General features: G+C 69.4%; 14 protein-coding genes. 1 reads left to right on the top strand and 13 read right to left on the bottom strand.

What is annotated here, in order from left to right; all coding sequences use genetic code 11:
- Window positions 1-135: 135 nt before the first annotated feature.
- The 4 genes from dnaN to ABEA67_RS15485 form a co-directional block, all read right to left on the bottom strand.
- Window positions 136-1,218: a DNA polymerase III subunit beta gene (gene dnaN / locus ABEA67_RS15470; RefSeq protein WP_345466858.1), complete on the bottom strand. Its 1,083-nt coding sequence runs from the start codon at window positions 1,216-1,218 to the stop codon at window positions 136-138.
- Between the two features lie 393 nt (window positions 1,219-1,611).
- Window positions 1,612-3,030 carry a chromosomal replication initiator protein DnaA gene (gene dnaA / locus ABEA67_RS15475; RefSeq protein ID WP_345466860.1) on the bottom strand — a complete coding sequence of 473 codons (1,419 nt, stop codon included), beginning with the start codon at window positions 3,028-3,030 and terminating at the stop codon, window positions 1,612-1,614.
- 81 nt (window positions 3,031-3,111) lie between these two features.
- Window positions 3,112-4,020, bottom strand: a complete 909-nt coding sequence (locus ABEA67_RS15480; RefSeq protein WP_345466862.1) for a mechanosensitive ion channel family protein — start codon at window positions 4,018-4,020, stop codon at window positions 3,112-3,114.
- Between the two features lie 4 nt (window positions 4,021-4,024).
- Window positions 4,025-5,050, bottom strand: a complete 1,026-nt coding sequence (locus tag ABEA67_RS15485) for an SDR family oxidoreductase (RefSeq protein ID WP_345466864.1) — start codon at window positions 5,048-5,050, stop codon at window positions 4,025-4,027.
- A gap of 33 nt (window positions 5,051-5,083) precedes the next feature.
- On the opposite strand from ABEA67_RS15485, the gene ABEA67_RS15490 reads away from it, so the two are divergent.
- Window positions 5,084-5,371 (top strand): hypothetical protein, encoded by a 288-nt coding sequence (locus ABEA67_RS15490; RefSeq protein WP_345466866.1) that lies wholly within the window; start codon window positions 5,084-5,086, stop codon window positions 5,369-5,371.
- 20 nt (window positions 5,372-5,391) lie between these two features.
- On the opposite strand, the gene ABEA67_RS15495 is transcribed toward ABEA67_RS15490, so the two are convergent.
- From ABEA67_RS15495 to ABEA67_RS15535, 9 genes are all read right to left on the bottom strand, one after another.
- On the bottom strand, window positions 5,392-5,667 hold the full coding sequence (locus ABEA67_RS15495) for a hypothetical protein (RefSeq protein WP_345466868.1): 276 nt from the start codon (window positions 5,665-5,667) through the stop codon (window positions 5,392-5,394).
- A gap of 12 nt (window positions 5,668-5,679) precedes the next feature.
- Window positions 5,680-6,756, bottom strand: coding sequence for a DNA-processing protein DprA (gene dprA / locus ABEA67_RS15500; protein ID WP_345466870.1), 1,077 nt, complete (start codon window positions 6,754-6,756; stop codon window positions 5,680-5,682).
- A 90-nt stretch (window positions 6,757-6,846) separates the two neighbouring features.
- Complete coding sequence (locus ABEA67_RS15505) at window positions 6,847-8,223, bottom strand: sensor histidine kinase (RefSeq protein ID WP_345466873.1); 1,377 nt, start codon at window positions 8,221-8,223, stop codon at window positions 6,847-6,849.
- A 118-nt stretch (window positions 8,224-8,341) separates the two neighbouring features.
- Window positions 8,342-9,001 (bottom strand): response regulator transcription factor, encoded by a 660-nt coding sequence (locus tag ABEA67_RS15510; protein ID WP_345466875.1) that lies wholly within the window; start codon window positions 8,999-9,001, stop codon window positions 8,342-8,344.
- Entirely contained in the window at window positions 9,002-9,433 is a 432-nt protein-coding gene (locus tag ABEA67_RS15515) for a hypothetical protein (protein WP_345466878.1), read from the bottom strand. It abuts the gene before it with no gap.
- Window positions 9,434-9,619: 186 nt separating this feature from the next.
- Entirely contained in the window at window positions 9,620-11,179 is a 1,560-nt protein-coding gene (locus ABEA67_RS15520) for a dihydrolipoamide acetyltransferase family protein (protein WP_345466881.1), read from the bottom strand.
- Between the two features lie 42 nt (window positions 11,180-11,221).
- Window positions 11,222-11,455: a hypothetical protein gene (locus ABEA67_RS15525; protein WP_345466884.1), complete on the bottom strand. Its 234-nt coding sequence runs from the start codon at window positions 11,453-11,455 to the stop codon at window positions 11,222-11,224.
- A 68-nt stretch (window positions 11,456-11,523) separates the two neighbouring features.
- Window positions 11,524-12,543: an alpha-ketoacid dehydrogenase subunit beta gene (locus ABEA67_RS15530; RefSeq protein WP_345466885.1), complete on the bottom strand. Its 1,020-nt coding sequence runs from the start codon at window positions 12,541-12,543 to the stop codon at window positions 11,524-11,526.
- A complete protein-coding gene (locus ABEA67_RS15535; RefSeq protein ID WP_345466887.1) occupies window positions 12,540-13,664 on the bottom strand; it encodes a thiamine pyrophosphate-dependent dehydrogenase E1 component subunit alpha in 1,125 nt (374 codons plus the stop codon). The genes ABEA67_RS15530 and ABEA67_RS15535 overlap by 4 nt, the downstream gene beginning before the upstream one ends.
- Window positions 13,665-13,803: the final 139 nt, after the last annotated feature.

The raw sequence follows: 13,803 nt of genomic DNA on the forward strand, positions 1-13,803 counted from the left end.
ACGCCCCAGTTCACGGTTGGGGGAGTAGGTGTAGCCCGGACACTATAAGCGCCCCGTGTCAGATGTGGGTGCACCCGGTCTAAGCCGGGACACACCAGGACCCACAGATGGCCCGCGCCGCCCTCCAGAGGCCCCTTAAACGCGCAGCGTGACCATGACCGCCATGTAGCCGCCCCCCCCGCTCGCGCGGAAGATGGCGGGGCTGGTGGAGCCGGAGAACAGCAGCTCGGCGTCCCCCTCGATCGGCCCCAGGGCATCGAGGACGTGCCGGGCGTTGAAGGCGAGGCTCATCGCCGGCTCGGAGCCGCCCTGCACCACGTCCAGCGTGTCCTGCGCGCGCCCGTAGTCGCCCTCGGCTGCCAGGCGCAGCTTGCCTTCCGACACCAGGAACTCGACGCGGTTGTTGGCGTTCTTGTCGGCCAGCACGGCCACGCGGTTTACAGCCTCCTTGAGCGCGGTGGCTGGCAGCGTGACCTGGAGCTTGATGTCGCGCGGAATCACGCGCTCGTAGTCGGGAAACTCGCCGTCGAGCAGCTTGAGGTTCATACGGACGCGGTCGGTGGTCACGCTCAGCAGCCCCTCGCCGTAGGTGAAGCGGGCCTCGCCGTCGCGCAGCACGCGGATCAGCTCGTCGGCGCTGCGGGCGGGAACGATCAGATTCCGGCCGTCGCCGCTGGCCGGAAAGTCCCGGATGGCGACCCGGTAGCCGTCCGAGGCGACCACGCGCGCCGCTTCGGGCCGGTGCTCGAGCTTGATGCCTCGGAAGACCGCCTGAAACGCCTCGTTGCTCGCCGCGTAGCGCACGCTGCTGAAGGCGCGGGCCAGCTCTGCCGCGTCGAGGCTGACGTCGGCATGGGCGGGGAAGGAGAGCGGCGGGTACGCTTCCAGGTCCCCCGTCTGGAGCTTGAAATCGCTGCCGCCCGCCCGCACCGAGAGTTCTTGGGCGGTGATTTCCAGTTCCACCAGTTCCCCGCCCAGATTCCGCACAATCTGCGCGAACAGGTGGGCGGGCACCACGAAGCTGGCTGGCTCCTGCACTTCCGCCGGCACGAAGCACGACAGGTCGATTTCGAGGTTGGTCCCGCTGAGGGTCAGGCCCGCATCACTGGCCTCCACCTTCAGGGCGGTGAGCAGGGGGTTGCTGCTGCGGCTGGGAATGACACGTTCCAGAAGGCCCAGACCTTCGCTCAGGGTTTTCTTGGTGACATGCGCTCTCATGATCTTCCTCTCTGGTCCCTCTCGGGGATGCGGTCCTATCTTTTAACTGTTTCTATTAAATTAAAAAGATAGTAGTAGTAGTAGTAGGGCCTGTGGAAACTGTGGATAAGTGGCCTCGGGCCGCGCCAGGTGCGGAAAAGTTATCCACATGCACCCTGTGGATAACCGTCAAAACCTGTGGATAACCTGTGGATAACTGGGGTACTTATCCACAGGCCCAGCCGCCTGTGGATAACTGGGGTATTTTTCCACAATTTTATCCACAGAAAATGGCGAGTTATCCACAGGTTTTCGGGGTTTTCCACAACCTTATCCACAGATAGTGAAACTTGGCACGCGGTTTTGGAACAGATTTTGGAACTTATTTTGCCATCAGCGAAAAGGGAGATGAGGTTACGCATGTTTTTCCTCATCTTCCACATCCTGAAGTTGTCGTCGCAGGGCATCAACCGAGGCCGTCAGTTCCGGCTCCTTGCCCATCTGCTCGGTCACCTTTGACACGGCATGCATCACGGTCGAGTGGTCGCGGCCGAAGAACTGGCCGATTTCCGGGAGCGAGTGTTCCGTCAGCTCGCGGATCAGGTACATGGCGACCTGACGGGGCACCACCACGTCGCGGGCGCGGCCGGCCCCGCGAATCACTTCTGGCGGCAGGCCGAAATGGCCGGCAGTTGCGCGCAGCACCTCGCCCATCTCCAGCTTGACTTCCTGCGGCGCGAACACGTTGCTGAGGGCCTTGGCGGCCACCGCGCGCGAAAAGGGCACACTGTTCAGGCTGGCAAAGGCCACCACCCGCATCAGCGCCCCCTCCAGCTCGCGGATGTTGCTGGTGACCTGCCGCGCGATCAGCTCCAGCACCTCCTGCGGGATGTCGATGCGGTTGTGTTCGGCGTTCATCTTGAGGATCGCCACCCGCGTCTCGAACTCGGGCGACTGGATATCGGTGATGAGTCCCCATTCGAAGCGGCTGCGCAGGCGGCCTTCGAGTGTCTGGATGTCCTTGGGGGGCCGGTCCGAACTCAGGATGATCTGTTTGTGGTTCTCGTAGAGCGCGTTGAAGGTGTGGAAGAACTCCTCCTGCGTGCGCTCCTTGCCCGCCAGGAACTGGATATCGTCGACCAGCAGCAGGTCGACCGAGCGGTAGCGGTTGCGGAACTGGGTGGTCTTGTCGTCGCGGATGGCGTTGATCAGCTCGTTGGTAAAGGACTCGGTAGAGACGTACTCGATGCGCTTGTCGGGGAAGCGCTCCATGATGTAGTGCCCCACCGCGTGCATCAGGTGCGTCTTGCCCAGGCCCACGTCCCCGTAGATGAACAGCGGATTGTACGCCCGGCCCGGCGACTCGGCCACCGCGAGCGCCGCCGCGTGCGCGAGGTTGTTGTTCGGCCCCACCACGAAGTTCTCGAAGGTGTACTTGGGATTCAGGGACTTGCGGTTCTCGCCGGGCACCGGGGAGATGGGCTGCCCCAGCGGAGGCCGGCCGGTGGGCCTGCCGGGGGGTGAGGCCGCCGGCGGCGGGTCGCTGGGCAGCAGCAGGGCATCCTGCGCGGCGGGCAGCACCTGAAAGCTCACCTGCGGGTTCTGCGCCCCCAGCTCGCGCAGGGCGTCTTCCAGCAGCTCCAGATAATGTTTGCGGAACCACTCCTGCGCGAAGGAGTTCCGCACGCCGAGCACCAGCGCCCCGTCCTGCACGCCCAGATTCTTCACCGGCGCGAACCAGGTGTGATACTCGACTTCCGAGATGTTTTTGCGGACGTACCCCAGCACGTCCGCCCAGATTTCCTGCGTGATAAGGCGCACCTCCCCCTTCATGCGGGCCGCTCAGTCTTGCGCGGCCAGCATACCACTGGCCCCTCCCCTTCTCTCTGGGCAGGCGGGAGAGAGACGGGAGCTTCACTCGCGCTCCGGCCCCTCCGGCCCCGCACCTTCCGGCCCCTCCACCTGCACGCGCAGCGGCCCCGCGGGGTCCAGGGTCACGGCCACGCCCTGCGGGGGGCTGAGGTTCACGCCCGCCTCGCTCAGCCGGGCCTGGACCGCGGTCAGCACCTGGTCGGTCGAGGCGGTCACGTCGCGGCGGTGGGGCGGGTCCACCCAGTAGCGCAGGCTCACCGCCACGCCACCGGAGGTGAGGTCCGTCACGGCCACGCTGGGGGGCGGGTTCTGGGCCAGGCCTTCCACGCCCCGCGCCGCCTCGACCAGCAGTCCCCTTGCCTTTTCCAGGTCGGTGCCGTAGGGCAGCGTCAGGGGCACACTCACGCTCCGCTGGTCGAAGGCGGTGTTCACGATCACGCGCCCCGTGTAGAGGTCGCTGTTGGGAATCACCACCTTGCGGTTGTCGTAGGTGCGGACGACGGTGGCCCGGACCTGGATATCCTCCACGGTGCCCTCGGTCGTGCCGCTGATGATCTGGTCCCCAATCTGAAAGGGCCGCGTGAGCAGGATCAGGAGGCCCGCCAGCAGGTTCTGGAAGATGTCCTTGAAGGCGAAGCCGATGGCGACGCTGCCGAACCCCAGCGTGCTGAAGAGCGTGGCGGCATTCAGGGTGGGAAAGATGATCGTGGCGGCCACCAGCACGCCCACGGTCAGCACCACGATGTTCAGCACCTGCCCCAGCGCCCGCCCCACGCTGGGCGGTTGCCCGGCGCGCCGCAGCACCCGCCCCAGCAGGGCCACCAGTCCCCGCGACAGCAGCCAGAACAGCCCGAAGATGAAGAGTGCCAGCAGCACGTTCGGCAGCGCCGCGACGAGACTGCGCGCGATGTTGACCGTCCGCTCCCACACCAGGCTCAGGCCGGGGTTCATGGCGTCACTGCTCTTCCTGCGCGGCCAGCACCTCCGCCTCCCGCTCGCGGGTCAGAAAGGTCTTCTGGGGTGTGCCCGCGCTCCAGCCTCGGGTCTCGCGTGCGGTGGTGAGGGGGTCCCGGAGCGTCAGGCCTGCCGCCCGCGCCCGCCCGTTGTCCATGTCCATCAGGCCGCCCTGCTCGCTGTCTGCGGGCAGCCAGACGGGCAACTCGCGCCAGCCCACGTCCTGCGCCTCCAGCGTCGCCGCGTCCACCCAGACGGGGCGGGCATCCGCGCCGGTCGCTTCCCGCGCCGTGTCCAGAAACTCACGCCAGCTCAGGCGCGGCCCGGCCAGGTTGAATATCCCCGGCACATCCTCCTCCAGCACGGTCACGGTGAAGTGGGCGAGGTCGCGGGCGTCGATCACCTGCACGAAGTCCGTGCCGTCGCCGGGGGCCAGGAATGCTCCGCCCGCCGCCACCCGGTCAATCCAGGACGTGTAGCGCCCGGTGGGGTCGTACGGCCCGGCCACGATCTGGGGGCGCAGGATGGTGGCCCGCTCGCCGTAGACCTCCTCCACGATGCGCTCGCAGGTGACCTTGAGGGGACCATACGTCTCACCCGTGACCTCGGTCAGGTCCTCGGCGGCGGCGGGCAGCAGGGGGTCGTCCTCGCGGATGGGGTGGCGGTGCTGCTCGGCGTAGACGCTGCCGGTGCTGATAAAGACATACCGCTGCACGGAGTCCCGCAGCCGCTCGGCACTCGCGCGCACCTGCCGGGGCGTGTAGCCGCTCACGTCCACGCAGGCGTCCCAGGTGCGGCCCGAGAGCGCCGTTAGGCCCGCCTGACCCTCGTCGCGGTCCCCCTTCAGGCGTTCCACCGTCTCTGGCAGCTCGTCCAGCGTGCGCCCGCGCGTCAGCACGCTGACCCGGTGCCCCGCCGCGAGAAGCGCCTCCACGATGTGCCTGCCGACGAACTGCGTGCCGCCCAGGACCAGCACGTGCAGTTCTGTCCCGGTCGTCTCTGTCCCGGTCATCTCTGGCTCTGTCATGCCGCAGCATCCCACGGCCCTAGACTGGGCCGCATGAAGGTGCGTTTCACGTCCGGCCGGGTCCGCGTCCGCCTCGACGATCTGGAGGTCGCCATGCTGGGCCGGGGGGAGGGCCTGACCACGCGGGTGGAGTGGCCGGGCGGGGGCTGGACCCTGACGCTCGATCCCCGCTCGGACGGCGTGGCCGGGGAGGGCGGAGCGTTGACGGTGGGGCTGCGGGTGCTGTTGCTGGAACTGCTGGAGGAGGCGCGGGAAGGGGTCACGCTGCCCGGACCGCCGCGCGTGGACGTGGAAAAGGACTACGGGCCGCAGCACACCTGACTCCCCTCCCCCATGGCGCGTCAGGGGAGCCGGAGACGGCCCCGGCGTTCTGCTTCCCACGCCGCCAGGGCCGCCTCTCCCGCCGGTGTGAGGGTGTAGGCCGCCCTGGCCTGCCCGCTTCCGCCCTCCAGCGCCACCAGCCGGCGGCCCTCCAGTTCCTTGAGGGTCACCATGCTCAGCCGCCGGCCCGCCAGGGTGTAGTAGGGGCCGCGCCCGGTCTGCCGGACATGCCGGACGAGTTCGGCCCCCTCGCGCAGGGCGGTCAGCACGCGGGCTTCGGCGTCGGTGGGCAGCACCTCTCCCCTCCCCTACCGCCGCGCCCAGCGTCCGCCCACTTCCTCGGCCAGGCCCAGGAGTTGCAGCATCACCAGCGCGGTCTGGAGGTCGGGCAGCGCGAGGCCGCTGGCCCCTTGCAGGTCGTCGAGGGTGGCGGGGGTGGTGAGGGCGGCGTAGACGCGGGCCTGCTCGGGCGGAAGGTCGGGGGCCGGGGCGGCGGGAGCCTCCCCCCAGTTCAGCTCGTTCAGGATGTCCTGGGCCGTCTCGGTCAGCACGGCCCCCTCGCGCAGCAGGCGGTGCGGCCCGGCGGCGCGGGGGTCCCCGGCGCGGCCCGGCACGGCGAAGACGGTGCGGCCACATTCCAGGGCGTGGGTGGCGGTGATCAGCGAGCCGCTTCTCAGCTCCCCCTCCACGACCAGCGTGCCTGCCGACAGGGCCGCGATCAGGCGGTTGCGTGTCGGGAAGTGGTGCTGGGCGGGGCCGGTTCCCAGCGGGTACTCGCTGACCAGGGTGAGGCGGCGTGCGAGGCCGGTGTTTTCACCGGGGTAGATGACGTTCACGGCGCTGCCCAGCACCCCCACGCTGAGGCCGCCCGCGTCCACGCTCGCCTCGTGCGCGGCGGTGTCCACGCCCCGCGCCAGGCCGCTGACCACCACCACCCCGGCCCGCGCGAGGTCGGCGGCCAGCGCCCGCGTCAGGCTCAGGGCATGGGGACTGGCCCCGCGCGTCCCCACGATGCCCACGGCCCGTGGCACGACCGGAAAGTCGGGGAGGTCGCCCCTCACCCACAGGACCGGCGGGGGGTCGTCCAGGGCTTCCAGGGCAGGGGGGTAGCCCTCCAGACCACGGCCCAGCAGCATCACGCCCTCCTGCCGCGCCTTGACCAGCTCGGCCTCCGCCTGCTCGCGCGGCTTGGCGGTGCCGATGCCTGCCACCGACCGGGCCTCCAGGCCGGGCACGCCCCGCAGTGCCGTCAGGGGTGCGCCCAGGGCCGCGCCCGTGCTGCCGAAGTGCCGCCGCAGGTTCTCGATGCGCCGGGGTCCCAGGCCGGGCGTGAATCGCAGGGTGAGCAGCGCGTGCAGTTCCGCCTGTGCGGTCGTGGTGGTCACGCGGGCAGGATAGCGAGTCGGCGGTCCGGCACAGGTTCGAAAGTGGGCGTGGAGCACCCACGTTTCACCCGTGGACGCCTGGTGGCATCGTTACGAAACCCGCACAGGCGTTTCCGCCTCCTCCACCCCTTCCTCCTCGTCGTCGCCCAGGGCCACGCCGGGGAGCGTCAGGACGAACTGGGCACCGCCGCCCGGTGCGTTCCCGCCTGTCAGGGTACCGCCGTGCAGCACGGCGATCTGGCGCGACACGCTCAGGCCCAAGCCACTGCTGCCGCTGCCGCTGATAAACGGCTCGAAGATGCGCTCGCCCAGTTCGGGGGGCAGGCCGGGGCCGCTGTCCTGCACCCTAAAGGTCACGTGGTCGGGCGTCTCGGTCAGCGTCAGGGTGACGGTGCCCTCCGGCCCGGCGGCGCGGCGGGCATTGGCGAGCAGGTTGCGCAGCGCCTGGGTCAGCCGGTCGGGGTCGCACAGCAGCATGCCGCCCCAGTCGCCCGCGAAGCCCGTGCCCGGCACCAGCCGGTCCAGCCGCCCGCGCAGGGTGGCGGCGGGAATGAAGTGCCAGGCGACCTTCATTTCCAGTTGCCCGCGGGCGAGTTGCATCAGGTCCTGGGTGGTAAAGGTCAGCTCGTCGGTGACCAGGGCGGCGCGCGTCACCTCGGGGTCGCCGGTGCGCTCGGCGGCGCGCGACAGGCTGGCCTTGAGGACCGTCAGCGGCGCGCCCAGCTCGTGCACGATCTGCCCCAGCAGTTGCTTCTCGCGGGCCTGCACGGCCTCGATGCGGACCAGCAGGCGGTTGAGGGCCGCCAGCAGGCGGTGAACCTCGTCCTCGCGCCCCGGCAGGGGCAGGGTGGCGACGCTGCGGGTGGGGTCGATGCGGTCGGCCAGGTCGGCGGCCCCCTCCAGGTCGGCCAGCGCCCGCTTGCCCACCCACCAGCCCACCAGCAGCATCAGCGCGGGCGTGACCAGCAGGGCCAGCAGCAGCGCGCGGGTGGCGCTCTGGCGGGCGTCCAGCAGGGCGTCTTCCGGCAGGGCCACCCACAGCGTCCCGAAGTCCCCCAGCTTGCGGGTCGCCGTGCGCGCCGGGGAGCCGTTCAGCTCCACCACCGCCTGCCCGCCGAAGGGAAAGGGCGCTTTGTCGTACTGCCGCAGGCTGGGGGTGGCCGCCTGCACCTGCCCGTCCTCGTCGATGATCATGGTGTAGGTGCCGGTGCCGCCCGGTGACTTGCCCAGCCCCTGCCCGCCCGTCAGGAACGCCTCGGCCAGCGTGTCCGCCCGTTCGTCCAGCCGGGTCTGGAACTGCTGGTCCATGCTCCGGAGCAGCAGCGTCATCACGCCCAGGCCGATCATGCTGACCAGGGCCAGGGCCACCAGCGTGTAGACCAGCGCCAGCCGGAAGCGCAGGCTGTGCCGCCACGCCACGCGGGCGGTGTGCAGGGGGGCCGTATGCCGGGAAGCCGGGCGGGTCACGGCGTCCTCCCGCCGCAGCACGCCCCCCGGCTGCCGGGCGAGCGGGCAGGCACGGGGGGCGCGTGGGAGGGCAGCATGGTCTGGGTCTCGTCCGTTTGGGTGTCGTTCGAGGGGGCGCTCAGGTTTGCAGGACGTAGCCGACGTTGCGGATGGTGCGGATTCTCAGGTCGCTGGCCGCGTGCTCCAGCTTCTTGCGGAGCTGCGAAATCCGGACCTCCACGCTGTTGCTGTTGGGTGTCTCCCAGCCGTACAGGTGCGACTCGATGTCGGCGCGCGAGAAGACCCGTTCGGGCGTGCGCATCATCAGCTCCAGAATGCGCGCCTCGTGTTCGGTGAGGTTCACGTTCTTGTCGTTCACGGTGAGCAGCAGGCTGCTGGTGCTGAGGCTGGTGTTGCCCAAGTTGACGCCCGTCCCGGCAGCGGTGCGGCGCAGCAGGGCCGTGATGCGCGCGTCGAGTTCGGGCATGGCGAAGGGCTTGGTCAGGTAGTCGTCCGCGCCCGCGTTCAGGCCCGCCACCCGCTCCTGCACCCCGCTGCGCGCCGACAGCACCAGCACCGGCGTGCTGGAATACTGCCGCAGCGCCTGCACCAGATCGAGGCCGTCGCCGTCGGGTAGGTTCAGATCGAGCAGGATCAGCTGGGGCGAGTGCGTGCCCAGCCATGCCTGCGCGTCCTTGAGGGTCGCGGCGTGCTGGACCTGATAATCGGCCGACAGGTATTCCTTGAGCAGCGGTCCGAGGTGGGGATCGTCCTCCACCACGAGAATCTGTGCGAGCATTCAGCGGCCTCCTTGGTCAGGCGGGTCGTTGGGGGTCGGTGCCTTGTCGGCCGTGCTTCTCAGGCCCGGCAGCAAGAACACCTGCCCGGTGGGTTGCAGCACCAGGTTCAGTTTCAGGCCGTTCAGGAACTTGGCGAGGGTCACGGGGGTGTTCTGGACGTCCAGCGTCAGCTGTCCGGCGCGGAGCGTGCCGTCGTAACGGGTTTGCAGCGTGGGGTAAAGCGCGCGGGCCTTCTCGTCCTCCTCACGGGAAAACAGCACGACCACCGGGCCGCTGTAGTCCTTGACGAGCTGAACCTTCATCCGGTCCCCGCTGGTCTCGCCGTACCCCAGCTTGGTCTGGAGGTCACGGTCCCAGACGATCAGCTTCAGCGCCTGCGCCGGGGAGGCGAGCGCGAGCAGCGTCAGGGCGAGCGTGAAGATGCGGGTCATCGGGGTCACTGTATCCAATCCTCGGGCGCGCGGCAGAAGTCGGGGCGCGCCTCTATGAGAAGCCAGCCTACCGGCCCAACCTGACGCCCCCATGACCCGCCCTTGAGCAGAGGTTTATGCTTTAGAAAACAAAGCGGCCAGCCGCCAGCTTTGGATCTCTTGCTGGCGGCTGGCCGCTGGTCGCTGCTACATCGCTTCCAGCATCAGCCGGTCGGGGTTCTCCAGCAGCCGGATCACTTCCTTGCAGAAGCGGGCGGCCTCGGCCCCGTCGACCAGGCGGTGGTCGAAGCTGAGCGAGAGGTACATCATGTGGGCGATCACGATCTCGTCACGCTCGTTTACGATGGGGCGCTTCACGATGGAGTGGACGCCCAGGATGGCCGCGTCGGGCACGTTGATGATCGGGAACGAGAACAGCGCGCCGATGGAGCCGATGTTGGTGACGCTGAAGGTGCTGCCCGCCAGCTCGTCGGGCGTGAGCTTGCCCGCCTGGGCGCGGCCCGCGAGGTCGGTGACCTGCCCGGCCAGCTCGAAGATGCTCTTCTGGTTCACGTCGCGCAGCACCGGCACCGTCAGGCCCGCGTCGGTGGCGACCGCCATACCGATGTTGAAGTAGCGCTTCATGACGATCTCGCCCGTCGCCTCGTCGAAGGAGGAGTTGAGGCTGGGGTACTTGCGCAGCGCGACCGCCACCGCCTTGAAGATGAAGGGCAGGTAGCTGAGCTTCACGCCCGCGGCCTGCGCCTCGTCCTTCACGCGGCCCCGGAACTCGACCAGGCGGGTCATGTTCACCTCGTCCACCGTCAGCGTGCGGACGGTGTAGAGGTGGCTGGCCTGCATCTGGTTGGAGATGGCGCGGCGCATCCCCCGCAGCGGCACGCGGTCTTCCAGATGCTCGTAGCCCTTCGGCGTGCGGTACTGCACCGGGGCGACGGGCATCCCCCCGGCCCCCTTAGCGGCGGGAGCGGACGGGGCGGCGGCAGGCTGGGGTGCGGGGGCCGCGGCCTGGGCCGGGGCAGTGCTCTGGCTCTGCGTATGCGCCGTCACGTCCTGCACGCGCACGCGCCCGTTGGGGCCACTGCCCGGCACCTGCGCGAGGTCCACGCCGAGTTCGCGGGCGAGCTGGCGGGCGGCGGGCACGGCCAGCACGCGGCCGTCGGTGCGGCCCGCCGGCGTCTGGGGCCGGTTCAGGATGCTGCCGGTGCCCCCCGTGTAGGTGCCCGGCGCGCCGCTGCCGCTGCGGCTCCCCAGCCCTTCGAGCTTCACCGTCTCGTCGGAGGCGAAGGCCTTGAAGAGGCTGGCGTCGTCGTCGCTCTTGGCGGCCACGTGTCCGGCCTCCACGATGCTGCCACCCGCCTCCCCGCCGACCTGCTCGCGTTCCTCGGCGGCCTGGGTGGGCAGGTCGGCGTCGGTGGTCGTGGGGTTCTCGCCCGTTTCCTGAATGGCCTGGGTGGCGCTGGGGGCGGTGCTGGCCGCCGCGTTGTGGACGCCGGCCCCGCCCGCCGCCTCGCCGGGTTCGGCGATCAGGGCGATGGCGGCGTGAACCGCGACCACGTCCCCCTCCTGCGCGAGCCGCTGGTACAGCACGCCCGCAACGGGGCTGGGAAGTTCCACGGTCACCTTGTCGGTCATGACCTCGCACAGGGGCTGTTCCAGGGCCACCGTCTCGCCCTCCTGCACCAGCCACTTCAGGATCTCGCCCTCGACCACGCTCTCGGCCAGTTCGGGCAGCAGCACTTCTTTCATTCGGAACCTCGGTTTCTTGGGAAGTTTTTTGGGGTAAAGCCTTCAGTGAAGCAGCAGCATCCGCACCACCCCGTAGAGCAGCAGCAGGACGCCCAGCCCCTGAATCCAGCGCTGGCCCCGCCCGTGGAACCAGGCCACGATGCCCAGTGCCACGAACATCCCGCCGATCAGCACGCCCGGCCACGGCTCCGGGGCACGTCCGGCCAGGGCATACAGCCCGAAGCCCAGGGCCAGGCCGAGAATGCTGATCAGGGGGCGCGGAAGGTCAGGCTTCATGCAGGGGACAGTATGGCGGGCCGGGCCGCGTCCCGCCGAGGCCAGCGGTACGGAAAACGGCTCAGGACTCAGTAGTTCAGCACCCGCACGCACGCCGCCGCGATGCGGTTCGCGCCCGGCAGGTACACCTTGTCCTGCACGTAGGGATACGGCGTGTCAAAGCCCGCCACCTGCATCACCGGCGCGAGAAGCTGGTCGAACAGCTGCTCCTGGATCACGTAGGCCACCTCGCCCATGAAGTTGGAGGTGCGCGGGGCCTCGCTGACCAGCACGGCGCGGCCCGTCTTGGACACGCTGGTCAGCACCAGGTCGCGGTCCCAGGGGACCAGCGAGCGCAGGTCGATCACCTCGGCGTGTACGCCCTCGGCGGCGAGGGCCTGGGCGGCCTTTTCCGCGTCGGGCATCACGCCGCCGTACCCGATGATCGTGAGGTCGCTGCCCTCGCGGCGCACCGCCCCCTGGCCGATCTCGACGGTGTAGTCGCCCGCGGGCACCTCGCCCTTCGCCGCACGGTAGAGCCGCTTGGGTTCGAAGTAGATCACCGGGTCGCCCCCGCGCACCGCGGCCTTGAGCAGGCCCTTGGCGTCGTAGGGGGTGCTGGGCATCACGACCTTGAGGCCCGGCGTGTGGGCGAAGTAGCTTTCCGGACTCTGTGAGTGGTGGTGCCCGCCCTTCACGCCGCCGCCCGAGGGGGTGCGAATCACCAGCGGCGCGGTGAACTGCCCGCCGCTGCGGTAGCGGATCTTGGCCGCCTGGCTGATGATCTGGTCGAAGCCTGGCCCCATGTAGTCCGCGAACTGGATCTCCGCGATGGGCCGCAGACCCCGCACGGCCATGCCGACCGCCGCCCCCACGATGCTGGCCTCCGACAGGGGCGTATCGAACACACGCTTCTGGCCGAACTGTTCCTGCAACCCGGCGGTCGCCAGGAACACGCCGCCGCGCGCACCCACATCCTCCCCGAACACGACCACCCGCTCGTCGCGGGCGAGTTCCTCGGCCATCGCCTCGGTGATGGCCTGGATCAGGGTGAGGACGCGCGTTTCCCCCGCGCTGCTGGCCGCCGGTTTGGGTTGGGTGGCCGTCATGCCCGCACCGCCCCGTCCGTCAGCGCCGTCTGTTCTTCACGCAGGAACGCGGCCTGCTCGCGCAGATGCACCGGCGTATCGGCGTACACGTCCTCGAAGACGATGCGCCAGTCGGGCTGCCCGGTCGCCTCGGCGGCCAGCACGGCCTCGTCCACCTCGCGGTGGGTGGCCGTGATCAGGTCGGCGCGTTCCTCGGCGCTCACAGGTGCGCCCAGATGCTCCAGCAGCCGCTCCACCCGCACAATCGGGTCGCGGGCCAGCCAGGCGTTCACTTCCTCGCGCGTGCGGTAGTTCTTCTCGGCGTCGGCGTCCGCGTTGGAGTGCGAGCCGACGCGGTAGGTCAGGCACTCCACCAGCGCCGGGCCTTTGCCCGACCGGACGTCCTGCGCCACGTGCGACAGCACCTCCATCACCGCCACGATGTCGTTGCCGTCCACGTAGTAGCCGGGCATCCCGTACGCCTTGGCCTTGATGTGAATGCTCTCGCTGGCGGTCTGCGCCCGGAGGTTGGTGCTGATGGCCCACTGGTTGTTCTCGCAGACGAAGAGGCAGGGTGCGCCGTAAGCCCCCGCCATGTTCATGCCCGCGTGCCAGTCGCCCTCGCTGGTCGCGCCGTCCCCGAAGGTGCAGACCGTCAGCTCGTCGGTGCCCAGGTACTTCTGCGCCATCGCGTTGCCCGCGGCGGGCGGCACCTGTGAGGCGATGGAGGAGCTGATCGACACGAAGTTCTGCCGCGTCGCCCCGAAGTGGTGCGGCATCTGGCGGCCCCGGCACAGGTCCGAGTTGGTGCCCAGGCACTGGCTGACCAGGTCGAGCATGGGCACGCCCATCGCCAGCCCCAGCGCGTGGTCGCGGTAGTACGGCCACACCCAGTCATGCCCGACCCGGATGGACCGGGCCAGGCCTACCTGGGTGGCCTCCATGCCGCTGGCCTGCGCGTAAAAGGTCGTGCGGCCCTGGCGCAGCAGGGTGACGAGTTTCTTGTCGAACTCCCGCGCCCGCACCATCTCGCGGTGCAGGTCACGCAACACCTCAGGGGTGAAGCGCGCGGGCAGTTCCCGGATTGGCTGGCCGTCTTCTGCGACCCACCGCAGCGGGTCAGACGTGAACGGCTGAATCATTGGGTCCTCCTGAGCGTCGGGGCAGACGCCACCCGCTGGCAGCCTCTCCCTTTTTTCTCTAGTCACCACGTGTCTAGCTAACGCTCGTTAGGCATTCTAGCCGCTTGCCCGCTCGGGGCGGTCCTGTGCCTCCCCTGCC

The sequence above is a fragment of the Deinococcus carri genome, assembly GCF_039545055.1.
Lineage (GTDB): Bacteria > Deinococcota > Deinococci > Deinococcales > Deinococcaceae > Deinococcus > Deinococcus carri.

Bases quoted from the DNA above. Each gene is read 5' to 3' on its own strand.
- ABEA67_RS15490 (WP_345466866.1), top strand. From the start codon at position 5,084: ATGAAGGTGCGTTTCACGTCCGGCCGGGTCCGCGTCCGCCTCGACGAT.
- ABEA67_RS15510 (WP_345466875.1), bottom strand. From the start codon at position 9,001: ATGCTCGCACAGATTCTCGTGGTGGAGGACGATCCCCACCTCGGACCG.
- ABEA67_RS15535 (WP_345466887.1), bottom strand. From the start codon at position 13,664: ATGATTCAGCCGTTCACGTCTGACCCGCTGCGGTGGGTCGCAGAAGAC.
- ABEA67_RS15515 (WP_345466878.1), bottom strand. From the start codon at position 9,433: ATGACCCGCATCTTCACGCTCGCCCTGACGCTGCTCGCGCTCGCCTCC.
- dnaN (WP_345466858.1), bottom strand. From the start codon at position 1,218: ATGAGAGCGCATGTCACCAAGAAAACCCTGAGCGAAGGTCTGGGCCTT.
- ABEA67_RS15525 (WP_345466884.1), bottom strand. From the start codon at position 11,455: ATGAAGCCTGACCTTCCGCGCCCCCTGATCAGCATTCTCGGCCTGGCC.
- dnaA (WP_345466860.1), bottom strand. From the start codon at position 3,030: ATGAAGGGGGAGGTGCGCCTTATCACGCAGGAAATCTGGGCGGACGTG.
- ABEA67_RS15480 (WP_345466862.1), bottom strand. From the start codon at position 4,020: ATGAACCCCGGCCTGAGCCTGGTGTGGGAGCGGACGGTCAACATCGCG.
- ABEA67_RS15530 (WP_345466885.1), bottom strand. From the start codon at position 12,543: ATGACGGCCACCCAACCCAAACCGGCGGCCAGCAGCGCGGGGGAAACG.
- ABEA67_RS15485 (WP_345466864.1), bottom strand. From the start codon at position 5,050: ATGACAGAGCCAGAGATGACCGGGACAGAGACGACCGGGACAGAACTG.
- ABEA67_RS15520 (WP_345466881.1), bottom strand. From the start codon at position 11,179: ATGAAAGAAGTGCTGCTGCCCGAACTGGCCGAGAGCGTGGTCGAGGGC.